Origin of the sequence: Paraburkholderia sp. CI3, from assembly GCF_050436505.1 — a bacterium.
In the GTDB taxonomy this organism is placed as follows: Bacteria; Pseudomonadota; Gammaproteobacteria; order Burkholderiales; family Burkholderiaceae; genus Paraburkholderia; species Paraburkholderia tuberum.
This window is the reverse complement of record NZ_JBNDMI010000004.1, coordinates 3,899,904-3,913,954: the sequence shown is the minus strand read 5'-3', so window position 1 is coordinate 3,913,954 and position 14,051 is coordinate 3,899,904. Positions and strand designations below refer to the sequence as shown.

At 64.7% G+C, this 14,051-nt stretch carries 12 protein-coding genes; 6 read left to right on the top strand and 6 right to left on the bottom strand.

Annotation, left to right across the window (positions count from 1 at the left end):
- Positions 1 to 91: 91 nt before the first annotated feature.
- A complete protein-coding gene (gene serS, locus OKW29_RS39460; RefSeq protein ID WP_429294688.1) occupies positions 92 to 1,387 on the bottom strand; it encodes a serine--tRNA ligase in 1,296 nt (431 codons plus the stop codon).
- Between the two features lie 64 nt (positions 1,388 to 1,451).
- Positions 1,452 to 2,765 carry a replication-associated recombination protein A gene (locus OKW29_RS39455; RefSeq protein ID WP_184021180.1) on the bottom strand — a complete coding sequence of 438 codons (1,314 nt, stop codon included), beginning with the start codon at positions 2,763 to 2,765 and terminating at the stop codon, positions 1,452 to 1,454.
- Between the two features lie 212 nt (positions 2,766 to 2,977).
- Here OKW29_RS39455 and cytX point away from each other — a divergent pair, with 212 nt between their 5' ends.
- Positions 2,978 to 4,294, top strand: coding sequence for a putative hydroxymethylpyrimidine transporter CytX (gene cytX, locus OKW29_RS39450; RefSeq protein ID WP_187616012.1), 1,317 nt, complete (start codon positions 2,978 to 2,980; stop codon positions 4,292 to 4,294).
- A gap of 120 nt (positions 4,295 to 4,414) precedes the next feature.
- Here cytX and OKW29_RS39445 read toward each other — a convergent pair whose 3' ends face one another.
- Entirely contained in the window at positions 4,415 to 4,603 is a 189-nt protein-coding gene (locus OKW29_RS39445) for a hypothetical protein (RefSeq protein WP_429294687.1), read from the bottom strand.
- Between the two features lie 141 nt (positions 4,604 to 4,744).
- On the opposite strand from OKW29_RS39445, the gene OKW29_RS39440 reads away from it, so the two are divergent.
- The gene (locus tag OKW29_RS39440) at positions 4,745 to 5,014 is read left to right on the top strand and encodes a hypothetical protein (RefSeq protein WP_429294686.1); all 270 of its coding nucleotides are present in this window, start codon (positions 4,745 to 4,747) and stop codon (positions 5,012 to 5,014) included.
- Positions 5,015 to 5,372: 358 nt separating this feature from the next.
- Here the strand turns inward: OKW29_RS39440 and lolA are convergent, their stop codons facing one another.
- Both lolA and OKW29_RS39430 read right to left on the bottom strand, forming a co-directional pair.
- Positions 5,373 to 6,116, bottom strand: a complete 744-nt coding sequence (gene lolA, locus OKW29_RS39435) for an outer membrane lipoprotein chaperone LolA (protein WP_429294685.1) — start codon at positions 6,114 to 6,116, stop codon at positions 5,373 to 5,375.
- 151 nt (positions 6,117 to 6,267) lie between these two features.
- Positions 6,268 to 8,577 (bottom strand): DNA translocase FtsK, encoded by a 2,310-nt coding sequence (locus OKW29_RS39430; RefSeq protein ID WP_429294684.1) that lies wholly within the window; start codon positions 8,575 to 8,577, stop codon positions 6,268 to 6,270.
- A gap of 391 nt (positions 8,578 to 8,968) precedes the next feature.
- Here OKW29_RS39430 and trxB point away from each other — a divergent pair, with 391 nt between their 5' ends.
- The 4 genes from trxB (at position 8,969) to OKW29_RS39410 (ending at position 12,774) form a co-directional block, all read left to right on the top strand.
- Positions 8,969 to 9,970: a thioredoxin-disulfide reductase gene (gene trxB, locus OKW29_RS39425; RefSeq protein WP_184021156.1), complete on the top strand. Its 1,002-nt coding sequence runs from the start codon at positions 8,969 to 8,971 to the stop codon at positions 9,968 to 9,970.
- 203 nt (positions 9,971 to 10,173) lie between these two features.
- Positions 10,174 to 10,941 carry a Smr/MutS family protein gene (locus OKW29_RS39420; protein ID WP_184059794.1) on the top strand — a complete coding sequence of 256 codons (768 nt, stop codon included), beginning with the start codon at positions 10,174 to 10,176 and terminating at the stop codon, positions 10,939 to 10,941.
- A 116-nt stretch (positions 10,942 to 11,057) separates the two neighbouring features.
- On the top strand, positions 11,058 to 11,717 hold the full coding sequence (locus tag OKW29_RS39415; RefSeq protein ID WP_429294683.1) for a glutathione S-transferase family protein: 660 nt from the start codon (positions 11,058 to 11,060) through the stop codon (positions 11,715 to 11,717).
- A gap of 136 nt (positions 11,718 to 11,853) precedes the next feature.
- A complete protein-coding gene (locus OKW29_RS39410; RefSeq protein WP_429294682.1) occupies positions 11,854 to 12,774 on the top strand; it encodes a LysR family transcriptional regulator in 921 nt (306 codons plus the stop codon).
- Between the two features lie 84 nt (positions 12,775 to 12,858).
- On the opposite strand, the gene OKW29_RS39405 is transcribed toward OKW29_RS39410, so the two are convergent.
- Positions 12,859 to 13,974, bottom strand: coding sequence for an ABC transporter ATP-binding protein (locus OKW29_RS39405; protein WP_184065380.1), 1,116 nt, complete (start codon positions 13,972 to 13,974; stop codon positions 12,859 to 12,861).
- Positions 13,975 to 14,051: the final 77 nt, after the last annotated feature.

Genomic DNA, 14,051 nt, shown 5'->3' with positions numbered 1-14,051 from the left:
TCTAAAAAATTTTCGCGGGACCTCGATGCCGTTCGCGGCATCCATCGTCAGACACGCGACGACACCGCGCCTGCGCGCGCATCGGCGACGCTCACGCCGCCGGCACTTGCAGCCGCTCGACGCCGCCGAGGTAGGGCCGCAGTGCCGTGGGCACCGTCACCGAGCCATCGGCGTTCTGGAAGTTCTCGAGCACCGCGACGAGCGTGCGGCCCACCGCGAGACCCGAGCCGTTGAGCGTATGCACGAGCTCCGGCTTGCCCTGCGCGTTGCGGAAGCGTGCCTGCATGCGTCGCGCCTGGAACGACTCGGTATTCGAGCAACTCGAAATCTCACGATAGGTGTTCTGCGCGGGCAGCCACACTTCCAGGTCGTAGGTCTTCGCTGCGGAAAAGCCCATGTCGCCGGTGCACAGCGTGATCACGCGATACGGCAGTTCGAGCTTTTGCAGAATCGCCTCCGCATGGCCGACCATTTGCTCGAGCGCGGCGTACGATGCGCCTGGCGCTACGACCTGCACCATCTCGACCTTGTCGAACTGATGCTGGCGGATCATGCCGCGCGTGTCGCGGCCATACGAGCCCGCTTCCGAGCGGAAGCACGGCGAGTGCGCGGTCAGCCTGATCGGCAGCGCGTCCGCTTCGACGATGCTCTCACGCACCGTGTTCGTCAGCGAAATTTCCGAGGTCGAGATCAGGTACTGCGTGACCGTGTGTTCACCGCCGCCCTTTTCGACGCGGAACATATCGTCCGCGAACTTCGGCAGCTGGCCCGTGCCGTACAGGATGTCGGGATTGACGATGTACGGCGTGTAGATCTCGGTATAGCCGTGCTGCTGTGTGTGCGTGTCGATCATGAACTGCGCGAGCGCGCGATGCAGCCGCGCAATCTGGCCGCGCAGCATCGTGAAGCGCGCGCCCGACAGCTTCGCGCCGGTCTCGAAGTCGAGGCCGAGCGGCGTGCCGACGTCAACGTGATCCTTGACCTCGAAGTCGAACTGGCGCGGCGTGCCCCAGCGGCGCACTTCGACGTTGCCGGCTTCGTCGTTGCCGACCGGCACGCTTTCGTGCGCGAGATTCGGCACGTCGAGCAGCAGATCGGACAGACGCTTCTGGATGTCTTCGAGCTTGACCGCCGACGCCTTCATCTCGTCGCCGATGCCGCCGACTTCGGCCATCACCGCCGACGTGTCTTCGCCGCGTCCTTTCATCGCGCCGATCTGCTTCGACAGGCTGTTGCGGCGCGCCTGCAGTTCTTCGGTACGGGTCTGGGTATCGCGGCGTTCCGCTTCGAGCGCGGTGAAGGCCGCGACGTCGAGGGTATAGCCGCGGTCGGCGAGGCGCTTTGCGACGCCGTCGAGGTCTTTGCGCAGAAGCTGGATGTCGAGCATGGGATGGGACGGATGTTCGTTGTATGAAAACGCGATTTTAACGCACCGGCAAAGGTGAAACGCCTCAAGCCTTCTTCGGCTTGTTCTCGGCGCGCCACCGCGCATCGAGCTCGCCAAGGCGCGCGAGCTTCTCGCCGATCTTGCCTTCGAGACCACGCGGTGTCGGCTCGTACCAATGCGGCTCGCGCATGCCGTCGGGCAGATAGGTTTCGCCCGCCGCGTACGCATCGGGTTCGTCGTGCGCGTAGCGGTAGTCGTGGCCGTAGCCGAGTTCCTTCATCAGCTTCGTCGGCGCGTTGCGCAGATGCACCGGCACCGCGCGCGACTGGTCCTTGCCGACGAAGCGCCGCGCCTCGTTGTACGCGTTGTACCCGGCATTCGATTTCGGCGCGACCGCCAGATAGATGATCGCCTGCGCAAGCGCGAGTTCACCTTCGGGCGAACCGAGACGCTCGTAGGTTTCGGCGGCGTCGAGCGTGATGCGCGCGGCGCGCGGGTCCGCGAGGCCGATGTCTTCCCACGCCATGCGCACGATGCGACGCGCAAGATAGCGCGGGTCCGCGCCGCCGTCGAGCATGCGGCAAAACCAGTACAGCGCGCCGTCCGGGTTGCTGCCGCGCACGGATTTATGCAGCGCGCTGATCTGGTCGTAGAAGGCGTCGCCGCCCTTGTCGAAGCGTCGCAGATTCTCCGCGAGCGCGCTGCCCAATAACGCGCCGTCGATTTCGGTGGTCTTCTGCCGGGCGGCCGCGCGCGCGACGATCTCGAGGTTGTTCAGCAGCTTGCGGCCGTCGCCGTCGGCGGATCCGATCAGCGCGGCGCGCGCTTCGTCGGTGAACGTGAGGCCGCCCAGTTCCTTCCGCGCGCGCTCGAGCAGTTCGCGCTGTTCGTCGTCCGTCAGGCTCTTCAGCACGTAGACAGCGGCGCGCGACAGCAACGCGCTATTGACCTCGAACGACGGATTCTCGGTCGTCGCGCCGACGAACACGAACAGGCCCGACTCGACGTGCGGCAAGAACGCGTCTTGCTGGCTCTTGTTGAAGCGATGCACTTCGTCGACGAACACCAGCGTCTGATGGCCGTTCGCGCGATGGATCTGCGCGGTTTCGACCGCCTCGCGGATATCCTTCACGCCCGACAGCACCGCCGACAACGCGATGAACTGCGCGTGAAACGCATCGGCCATCAGCCGCGCAAGCGTGGTCTTGCCGACGCCCGGCGGGCCCCACAGGATCATCGAATGGGCCTCGCCCGATTCGAACGCGACCCTGAGCGGCTTGTTCGGACCGAGCAGATGCGACTGGCCGATCACTTCGTCGATATTGCGTGGCCGCAGGCGTTCGGCAAGCGGAACATTGGCACGGGTTTCTTCAAACATGACGTTTTGGGGATAATCTCGGCTTTCCGGGGCACGCACCGCTTCGGAGCAGCGCCACGCGGGACCAGCGCAAAGCCCGCGTCCGGCCGGAAACACAGGCACGAACGCGGGCAACGTCCTGCATTATGACAGTGACGGCGGCCAAGCGATGGCCGACCCGGAGCGCCGGCAACGCAAAGAATCACAGCACCACCAACAGGAACGAACATCAGATGGCTCAAGATTCCGTCGCCGGCGACGCCGGCTCCACCTACGCGCCGCTCACGCCGGTGCCCGACGCGCGCCGCGCGTTTCGCACCGGCGACGCGTTCGCGCTGTGGTTCTCGCTCGGCATCGGCCTGCTCGTCGCCCAGGCGGGCGCGCTGCTGGTGCCGGGGCTGTCGCTGCCGCATGCGCTCGTCGCGATCGTGCTCGGCAGCGTGATCGGTGTCGTGCTGCTCGCGCTCGTGGGCGTGATCGGCACCGACACCGGGCTCGCGGCGATGTCGTCGCTGCGTCCGACGCTCGGCGTGCGCGGCGCGTCGGTGCCGGCCGTGCTGAACATGGTGCAACTGGTCGGCTGGGGCTCGTTCGAGGTGATCGTGATGCGCGATTCTGCCGATGCGCTCGCGAAACAGGCGTTCGGCCTGTCGATGCCGCTCGTGTGGACCGTGATCTTCGGCGTGCTCGCGACGCTGCTCGCGATCAGCGGCCCGCTGTCGTTCGTGCGGCGCTTTCTGCGCAAGTGGGGGATCTGGCTGCTGCTCGCGGGCGCCGCGTGGCTCACGTGGAACCTGCTCGCGCGCCACAATCTCGCGGACCTGATGCGTCGTCCCGGCACCGGCGAGATGTCGTTCGGCGGCGCGGTCGACCTCGTGGTCGCGATGCCGCTGTCATGGCTGCCGCTGATCGCCGACTACACGCGCTTCAGCCGCCGCGCCGGCGAGACGTTCCGCGGCACGCTATACGGCTATGGCATCGCGAACATCTGGTTCTATGCGCTCGGCGCGGTCTACGGGCTCGCGGCCGGCGGCGGCGATGCATTGCTGACCGGCGCGCTCGCGCAAGCGGGCGGCGGGTTTGCGCTGCTGCTGATTCTGATCGACGAAATCGACAATGCGTTCGCCGACATCCACTCGGCCGCGGTATCGACCGGCACGTTCTGGACACGCGCGAGCGTGCCGTTGCTGTCGGCCGCGTTCGGTGCGCTGTGCACGCTGATCGCGCTGCTCGTGCCGATGGCGAAGTACCAGAACTTCCTGCTGCTGATCGGCTCGGTATTCGCGCCGCTGTTCGGCGTCGTGCTGATGGATCACTTCATCGTGCGCAAGCGTCGCGTCGACGCCGCGGTGCTCGCCGATGTGCGCGGCCGCTACGGCTTCTCGGGCGGCTGGCACCTGAGCGCGTTCGTCGCTTGGGCGATCGGCATCGCCTCGTACCAGGTGATCAATCAATGGCTACCGAATGTCGGCGCGACGCTGCCGTCGCTTGCGATCGGCGCGGTGTGCTATTACGCGTTCGTATCGGCGCGCAAGACCGCGTATGCGTGAGCGCGTCACCCTCAGCGCGTTGCATTAGACGCAGCTGTCACAAAATAAAAAAGACCTGCAATCCAAATGCAGGTCTTTTTTTGTGACCGTCGAACGGCCAATCACAGGGCGCGCCGCGGGCTATTTTTTCGCCGCTTTGCGCCGACGCGATTCGGCCTTGCGACACAGATCCGTGAGCAGCCAACGGGCGACGGTCTCCGGCCGATTCGGCGCGTACGAGGCGAATTTGCTCTCGTTCGCGAAATGGACGACGACGCTGCCCGTCATGATGCGATAAGTTCCGGCGTAGTTTACGCCGTCCAGTTCCACGCTTAGCGCGTGGGTGGTTTCATATTCCGCGAAAGTCAAAATAAATGCGATATCTCGAAACGAGACATTATCGCTACGATTTTTCGGAAGTCAAAAAAATATGCAATTGGTTGCATATTAAATTATCACCAGCGGTAATTCTTGCGTTTCCCGCTCGAAAACCCAAATAACGGGCTGCCGGATACGTTAGATAACCTGACTGCCTCACTGCCGTTCAAGCGGAACCGCCCGTGTATCGGCGAAACGCTCAAGCGCGCGATTGCCTTCCCGATGGGCTTCGGCCTCATCGATAAAGGTTTTTTCACTATATGCAACGACCTTGAAACCACTTCCGGCCGCGCGCGGAACCGTTATTCCCCAATGCCACCCGCCCTCCTGCTGGAACACATGGAGGGATGGGGACAAGCGTGAATCGTGTGAAGAAGACAATCTCATGACATGCCTCACCTTTCCAGACATCTGAAGCGACAACCCAGATTCGATCAGTTTAGGCGTTATTTTGTTGCGTTGCAGCAAAAAATTGTTAGAGATTGCGTACCCAATCCCGGAAAATGATCGGACGCGCCAACTCCAGCCCATGAGCAATGCCGCTCTTTCCAGTCTTGCACTAAATCATTACGTCTGCCTGTACGACGATTTAATGATCGTCGCGGCGCCGGACGCGCATCCCTACGCAATCCACGCACCGCGCGAAATAAAAAGCCGCGCTCGATAAGCGCGGCTTCGCGGGCGTTTGCAAAGGCGCCAGTGTCGGCGCCTACCGCGCGGTTTATCCGTTGATCACATCCGCGCCCTTCGGCACCGTGAACTTGAATGCATCGGGCGGCAGTTGCGGATTTTTCTGGATGTTCGAGAACGTGAGCAGCGTCACGTTACCGAACACGTCGTGCAATTCCATCGCTTCGAGATTGCCGTCCTTGAAGCCGATGCCGACGCGCTCGAACTGCGTGTCCTTCGCCTTCGGCGTCAGTTCGAGCCAGTCGATGCCGGCCTTCACGCCTGCGTCGCGCAGCGAGAAGTTCTTGTCCAGATCGTTGCTGCCGAACAGGATCGCCGCCGGGCTTGCGCCGAGCGCGTTGCCGAGCGGGCGCACCGTCACCTGGTTCAGATCCTTGTCGTAGACGTAGAGCTTGTCGCCGTCCGCCTGCAGCAATTGCGAGTAGGGCTTCTCGTATTGCCAGATGAACTTGCCGGGCCGCGCGAACATGAACGTGCCGCTCGACGTGGTCGGCTTGGCCGGGTTCGCGGTGGACAGCGCGCCGCTCGCGCCCTGCGCCTTGCTCGGCGCGCGCACTTCCTGCTGCACGAAGGCGCCGCGCGCCGAATGGACCTGCGCGATGAATGCCTTCAGTTGCTCGGTGCCGCTCGCGAACGCGTGCGAGGCGACGAACAGCGACGTACCGATCGCGACACGGCCCACGGCGCGCGCGATCTTGCGCATGCCGCGGGACACGCGCTCGCCGAGGCGCCCCGCTCGACGCTGTCGGGCATCCTGCTGCGCGATTGCTTGCATAGGTTTTTCTCCCTTGAATGAATTCGGTGATGGGCTGCGCCGGCTCGATGCACTCGCTGAACACAGAGTGACTGGCCCGGCGTCGAGCCGCAATGGCGCACCGGACGGTGCACGCGGCGTCGCTCGCGATGGCCGCAATGGCTCGTTGCGGCTATTCCGCCTCGCGCGCCGGCGCCAGGATCTCGCGATTGCCGTTCGACGACATCGCCGACACCACGCCCGAATTCTCCATCTGTTCGAGTAGACGCGCCGCCCGGTTGTAGCCGATGCGCAGATGCCGCTGCACGAGTGAAATCGACGCGCGGCGATTCTTCAGCACGACGTCGACCGCCTGATCGTATAACGGGTCCGACTCGCCTTCGGTGGACGCGGTTCCCGCCGAGCCTTCGTCGCCCTCGCCGCTCACGCCGCCTTCGAGAATGCCCTCGATATAGTTCGGCTCGCCCTGCTCCTTGAGCTTGTCGACGACGCGATGCACTTCATCATCCGACACGAACGCGCCGTGCACGCGCACCGGCAAACCGCTGCCTGGCGGCAGATAGAGCATGTCGCCCATGCCGAGCAGCGACTCGGCGCCCTGCTGGTCGAGAATCGTGCGCGAGTCGATCTTCGACGACACCTGGAACGCCATACGGGTCGGCACGTTGGCCTTGATCAGGCCGGTGATCACGTCGACCGACGGACGCTGCGTAGCGAGAATCAGATGGATGCCGGCCGCGCGCGCCTTCTGCGCGATCCGCGCGATCAGCTCTTCGACCTTCTTGCCGACGACCATCATCAGGTCGGCCAGTTCGTCGATGACGATCACGATGTTCGGCAAACGCGTCAGCGGTTCCGGATCGTCCGGCGTCAGGCTGAACGGATTCGGCAGCTTCTCTTCGCGCTTGGCCGCTTCGTCGATCTTGTTGTTGTAACCGGCGAGGTTACGCACGCCGACCTTGCTCATCAGCTTGTAGCGGCGCTCCATTTCGGCGACCGCCCAGTTCAGCGCGTGGCCCGCCTGGCGCATATCGGTGACGACCGGACACAGCAGGTGCGGAATGCCTTCGTAGACGCTCATTTCGAGCATCTTCGGATCGATCAGGATCATGCGCACCTGCTCGGCGCTCGCCTTGTACAGCAGCGACAGGATCATCGCGTTGATACCCACGGACTTGCCCGAACCAGTCGTGCCGGCGACGAGCAAATGCGGCATCTTCGCGAGGTCCGCGCACACGGGCTTGCCGCCGATGTCCTTGCCGAGACCCATTGTGAGCGGCGACGCGGCATCCGCATACACGGCCGAGCCGAGAATTTCGGACAGGCTCACGGTCTGACGGCGCTGGTTCGGCAGCTCCAACGCCATGTAGTTCTTGCCCGGAATCGTTTCGACGACGCGAATCGACACGAGCGACAGCGAGCGCGCGAGATCCTTCGCGAGATTAACGATCTGACTGCCCTTCACGCCCGTGGCCGGCTCGATTTCATAGCGCGTGACGACGGGCCCCGGATACGCGGCGACCACGCTCACGTCGACACCGAAGTCCTTCAGCTTCTTCTCGATCAGGCGCGACGTGAATTCGAGCGTGTCCGCGGAAATGGTTTCCTGCGCGGCTGGCGCGGGGTCGAGCAGCGCGATGGGCGGCAGCGTGGAGTCGCCGGGCAGATCGGTAAAGAGCGGCACCTGGCGTTCCTTCTCGACACGCTCCGACTTCGCCGGCGTGGCGAGCGGCGGCACGATCACTACGGGCTCGTGCTCCTCGATGCGCACGCGGCCCTTCTCGACCTTGCCTCCGCGCTTCACGGCGGCCGCTTCGCCGAGCTTGCGATCGAGCCCGGCCTCGCGGCGCAGCTTCGCGAACGTCACCGCGGAAATGATCGATTCGCCGACCTTCTCCGCGACCGACAGCCACGAAAAACGGAAGTACAGCGACAGCCCGATCCCGAGACCGAGCAGCAGCGCGAGCGTGCCACCGGTGAAGCCGAGCGCATGCGAGATGCCGCGCGCGACAGCCTCGCCGATCACGCCGCCAGGCGCGCGCGGCAACTGCACCTTCAGCGACCACATGCGCAGCGCCTCGAGGCCGTTGCACGACAGCAGCACGAGCATGAACGCGAACGCGTCCGCGAGCCAGCTGACGCCGCGCGGCGCGTCGTCGTCCTGCGGCTCTTCGTTGCGAGTGATGCGCTTGTAGTTCGCGGAGATGTGGCGGCCGAGCAGCACGATCCACCAGTAGGCGGACAGGCCGAACAGCAGCAGCAGGATGTCGGAAGTCCACGCGCCGACGCGGCCCGCCCAGTTCGAGATATGGTCGACCTGCGCAGCATGGGTCCAGCTCGGGTCGTGCCTGCTGTAGCTGACGAGCGACATCAGCAGGAACACGCCGAGGGCCACCTGCAGAATCCAGCGGATTTCGGTGAAGAGGCGCGACATGCGGTGCGGCAATGCCTGCGCGCTCGCGGTATAGGGAGCTTTTGCCATTGATCCTGTTGCCTGGGGTAGCCGGTTCAGGCTGAAACTGCCGCCGGGAACGCGGCCCGAGCCTCGCCGCGCACGGCTTCGGGCCCGATCCCGGCTACCGGAAACTTCGATCCGGGCTATTGTAAACGCTGTGCCCCGCGCGAGGCTGTAAATGACGGTAACCTGGCTGTTTGACCACAGATGCATGCGCGAGGCGCGCTGAATTCGCCGTATCGCGCCGCGGGCTCGCCCCGAGCGCCCACGCCGCCACGCTATCGCGGCGATCAGAAAGCTTGATGGCGCAGCGGCACGCCCCGCCCTTTATAATGCCCGACTGATACCCATCTACAGTTTCAGCTCAAAAACGCACGGCTACGCAGCGGCGAGCCGCGCGCCGTACAAGGATTCGATCATGCCCGCAACTGCAACGAAACACGCCAAGGTTCTGATTCTCGGTTCCGGTCCCGCCGGCTACACGGCGGCGGTTTACGCGGCGCGCGCCAACCTCGCGCCGGTGCTCGTCACCGGCATCGCGCAAGGCGGCCAGCTGATGACCACGACCGACGTCGAAAACTGGCCCGCCGACGCCAACGGCGTGCAAGGCCCGGAACTGATGGCGCGCTTCCTCGAGCACGCCGAGCGCTTCAATACCGAGATCATCTTCGACCACATCCACACGGCGAAGCTCGATGAGAAGCCGATTCGCCTGATCGGCGATTCGGGCGAATACACGTGCGATTCGCTGATCATCTCGACGGGCGCATCGGCGCAGTATCTCGGCCTGCCGTCGGAAGAGGCGTTCATGGGCAAGGGCGTGTCGGCCTGCGCGACCTGCGACGGCTTCTTCTACAAGCAGCAGCACGTCGCCGTGATCGGCGGCGGCAATACGGCCGTCGAAGAGGCGCTGTACCTCGCCGGCATCGCGAAGAAGGTAACCGTGATCCATCGCCGCGACAAGTTCCGCGCCGAGCCGATCCTGATCGACCGTCTGCTCGCGAAGGAGAAGGAAGGCGTCGTCGAGATCAAGTGGAACCATGTGCTCGAAGAAGTAACCGGCGACAACTCCGGCGTGACCGGCCTGCGCATCAAGCACACGCAGAGTGGCGAGACCACCGACATCGCGCTGCAGGGCCTGTTCGTCGCGATCGGCCACAAGCCGAACACGGACATCTTCGAAGGCCAGCTCGAGATGAAGAACGGCTACATCATCACGAAGGGCGGCCTGAACGGTTTCGCGACCGCGACCAGCGTGCCGGGCGTGTTCGCCGCGGGCGACGTGCAGGACCACATCTATCGCCAGGCGATCACCAGCGCGGGCACCGGCTGTATGGCCGCGCTCGACGCGCAGCGCTATCTCGAGACCATCAACGAGATGGCCGGCGAGCACGCGATGAGCGCGGAAGCGGACCGCTGATCCGCAGCGCGCTGCCTTATGTCGAGACGAAGTCCCGACAAACGGGCGCGACAGTAAAATGACGGTGGCGCAGCGCTGCTGTCATTGGCTCACGAAGGCCGCGGCTGAAATGCCGGCGGCCTTTGTCGTTTTTGCCGCTTTGTCAATGTGCGTCGAGCGCGTTGGCAGCACCACCGACCGACCTTTCCGCCTGTATTGCCGACATGCCGAAGAATCAGCCCCATCCGAACGAACCGAAACGCCCGCAAGCCGCCACGCGTCCCGCGCCCGCAACGGCTGCGCCCGCAGTCGCACCGAAGCTCGATCGCGCATCGGGGCTCGCCGGACTCGGTGCGTTGCGTGAAGCGTTGAAGGGCGAAGCCGAGCGGCGCGAGCGCGAACAGGCGGCGACGCGAGCGGCGCAGCGCGAAGCGGCCGCCGACGCCGATCTGTTCCGCCGCGAGATCGGCGAAGTCGCGCCGCTCGCGATTCCGCCGCGCGCGACGCTCACGCGCAATCCCCCGCCGCCGCTGCCGGTGCAGACGCTGCTCGACGAGGAGGCGGTGCTTCACGAAGCGATCTCCGACGAATTCGACCCCGAAGTGCTGCTCGAAACCGACGAAACGCTGTCGTATTGCCGCCCCGGCTTGAGCCGCGACGTAGTGCGCAAGCTGCGGCGCGGCGACTGGATCGTGCAGGCGCAGATCGACCTGCACGGCATGCGGCGCGAAGAGGCACGCGAGGCGCTCGCGGAATTCATCCGCGAATCGGCCAAACGCGGCCTGCGCTGCCTGCGCGTGATTCACGGCAAGGGTCTGGGGTCGATCGGCAAGGAGCCGGTGCTGAAGGGCAAGGTGCGCGCCTGGCTCGTGCAGAAATCCGAAGTGATCGCGTTCTGTCAGGCGCGCCCGCATGACGGCGGCGCCGGCGCGGTGGTCGTGCTGTTGCAGCCGGGGTCGTTGCCGCCGCATGGGGCGAGCGCGAAGGTCTGAGGTCGATTTTTTCGGCCGTCGTTCGTCGTGGGGTAAACGGCCAGCCCGGCCGTCGCGCGGTGTGGCTCTCGTCGTCACCGCGTACTCGTGCTGTGCAACCGTCAAAGGTGATCGCGATGCCCGTGCTGCTTTATGCCCATCCGTTCTCGTCCTACTGCCAGAAGGCCCTGACCGCGCTGTACGAAAACGGTACGCCGTTCGAGAGGCGCGTGCTCGCGCATGACGACCCGAAGGTCATGGCCGAATTGGCCGCGCTGTGGCCGATCAGGCGCTTCCCGGTGCTCGTCGACGGCGGGCGCACGGTGGTCGAGGCGAGCATCATCATCGAATATCTGGGCCTGCATTATCCGGGGCCTGTCACGCTGTTGCCCGCCGATCCGCGCGCCGCGCTCGAGGTGCGCACGATGGACCGCTTCTTCGACAACTACATTTCGACTCCACAGCAAAAAGTCGTGTTCGATAGCCTGCGTCCCGAAGCCGAGCGCGACCGGCGTGGCGTCGCCGATGCGCGCGCGCTGCTCGACACTTCGTACGCATGGCTCGACCGTCACATGGCCGAGCGCGAATGGGCCGCCGGCGACAGCTTCAGCCTCGCCGACTGCGGCGCCGCCCCGTTCCTGTTCTACGCCGACTGGACGCACCCGATCGACCCCGCGTTCGCGCACGTGCGCGCGTACCGGCAGCGGCTGCTCGCGCGGCCCTCGTTCGCACGCGCGGTCGACGAGGCGCGGCCCTACCGGCCGCTATTTCCGCTGGGCGCGCCGGAGCGGGATTGAGCCACGAGCGGCGGTGGCGGTTGCGGTTGCGCGCGAACGAGGCGCGGCAGACAACCAGTTTTGCTGGCTGTAGACTTCCTGTCGTGTCGCAAACCTGCCCCGCCCTTCTTCTGGCTCACCACCCACAAGGCACACCATGGACCGTTTCGAAGCGATGGAGATCTTCACGCGCGTGGTCGAAGCGAACAGCTTCACCAAGGTTTCGGAATCGCTCGATCTGCCGCGCGCGAAGGTCAGCCGCACGATCCAGGCGCTCGAGGAACACGTCGGCGTGCGGCTCCTGAACCGCTCGACGCGCCAGGTCAGCGTGACCGAAGACGGCGCATCGTTCTACGAGCGCTGCGTGCGCATTCTCGCCGACGTCGCCGATGCCGAGTCGTCGCTGTCGAGCAAGCGCGAGAATCCGGCCGGGACGATCCGCGTCGACACCTCCGGCACGCTCGCGCGCTCGCTGCTGCTGCCCGCGCTCGACGACTTCTACGCGCAATACCCCGCGATCGACGTGCGCCTCGGTCTCGCGGACCGCAACATCGATCTGATCCAGGACGCCGTCGATTGCGTCATCCGCATGGGCACGCCCGAAGAATCGAGCCTCGTTGCGAAGCGCATCGGGCTTGCGCGCATCGTCACGTGCGCATCGCCCGCGTATCTGCGCAAGTTCGGCACGCCGACCACGCTGGCGGACCTCGGCGAGCATCGCGCGGTCAACTACGTGTCCGCGCGCAGCGGCAGGACCTTCCCGTTCGAATACGAAGTGGACGGCGAAATCGAGCGCGTCGCGATGGATAGCACGCTCGCCGTTAACGACGGCTCGGTGTACATCACGGCGGCTGTGTTGGGCCACGGCATCATCCAGCCGTCGCGCTTCATGGTCGCCGAGCTGATCGAGCAAGGCGCGCTCACGGAGATTCTCGGCAACTACACGAGCCCCGGTACACCGCTGTCGATCCTGTATGCGCATCGCCGCAATCTGAGTTCGCGGCTGCGCGCGTTTATCGACTGGGTCAGCGAGCTCGCGCGCAACAATCCGGACTTGCGTTTGCCCGAGCCGGCGTAACGGCTGCAAAAGAACAGAAGCCCCATGCGCAATTCAACACATGGGGCTTTTCTGGAGCGACGGATTCAGCGCTTAGGCGACGACTTACGCAATCCGCTCTTCATTCGCCGGATCGAACAACACCGCCTTCGACGTATCGAACAGCAGCGTCGCATTGTTCTCCGGTTGCGGGTTCGACGCCGGGTGCACGCGGCTCACCACGCGCTTGCCGTTGATCTGCGCGAACACCAGCGTGTCCGGACCGGTCGGCTCGATCACGTCGACCTTCACTTCGACCGGCTGCAGCTTCGAGTCGTCGCCGTGCGCGCCGCGCGCATCGGTGATGCGTTCCGGACGCAGGCCGAGAATCACGTTGTTGCCGACGTGCGAGCGCACCTTCGCCGAATCGAACGGCAGCACCAGCACCTTGCGCGCGACGCCCGTATCGAGTTCTATGCCGACGCCCGAGCCCTGCTCGACCAGCTTGCCTTCGATGAAGTTCATCGGCGGTGCGCCGATGAAGCCCGCGACGAACAGGTTCGACGGCGAGTCGTAGATTTCCTGCGGCGCGCCGAACTGCTGAACGATGCCGTCCTTCATCACCGCGATGCGGTCGCCGAGCGTCATCGCTTCGATCTGGTCGTGCGTCACGTAGACGATCGTCGTGCCGAGGCGTTGATGCAGCAGCTTGATTTCCGAGCGCATCTCGATGCGCAGCTTCGCGTCGAGGTTCGACAGCGGCTCGTCGAACAGGAACATCACCGGATCGCGCGCGAGCGCGCGGCCCATCGCGACGCGCTGACGCTGGCCGCCCGACAGCTGACCCGGCTTGCGATCGAGCAGATGCTTGATCTGCAGCGTGTTCGACACACGCTCGACAATCTGCGTCTGCTGCTGCTTCGGCACCTTGCGGATGTTCAGGCCGAACGAGATGTTGTCGCGCACCGTCATCGACGGATAGAGCGCGTACGACTGGAACACCATCGCGATGTCGCGATCTTTCGGCGACAGGTTGTTGACCGTCTTGCCGTCGATCTGGATCTCGCCCTTGGTCACGGTTTCGAGACCGGCAATCATGTTGAGCAGCGTCGACTTACCGCAGCCTGAGCCGCCGACCAGAATCAGGAACTGGCCGTCTTCGATGTCGATGTTGACACCCTTCAGAACCGGCACCCCGTTCGGGTAGGTCTTGTACACGTCACGGATGGAAAGGCTTGCCATGCTGTGAATCCTCTAGTCTCTGGTACTGCTTGAAAACGTCTTGTCAGGCGACGACGGCACGCGTTCGGTGAAACGCC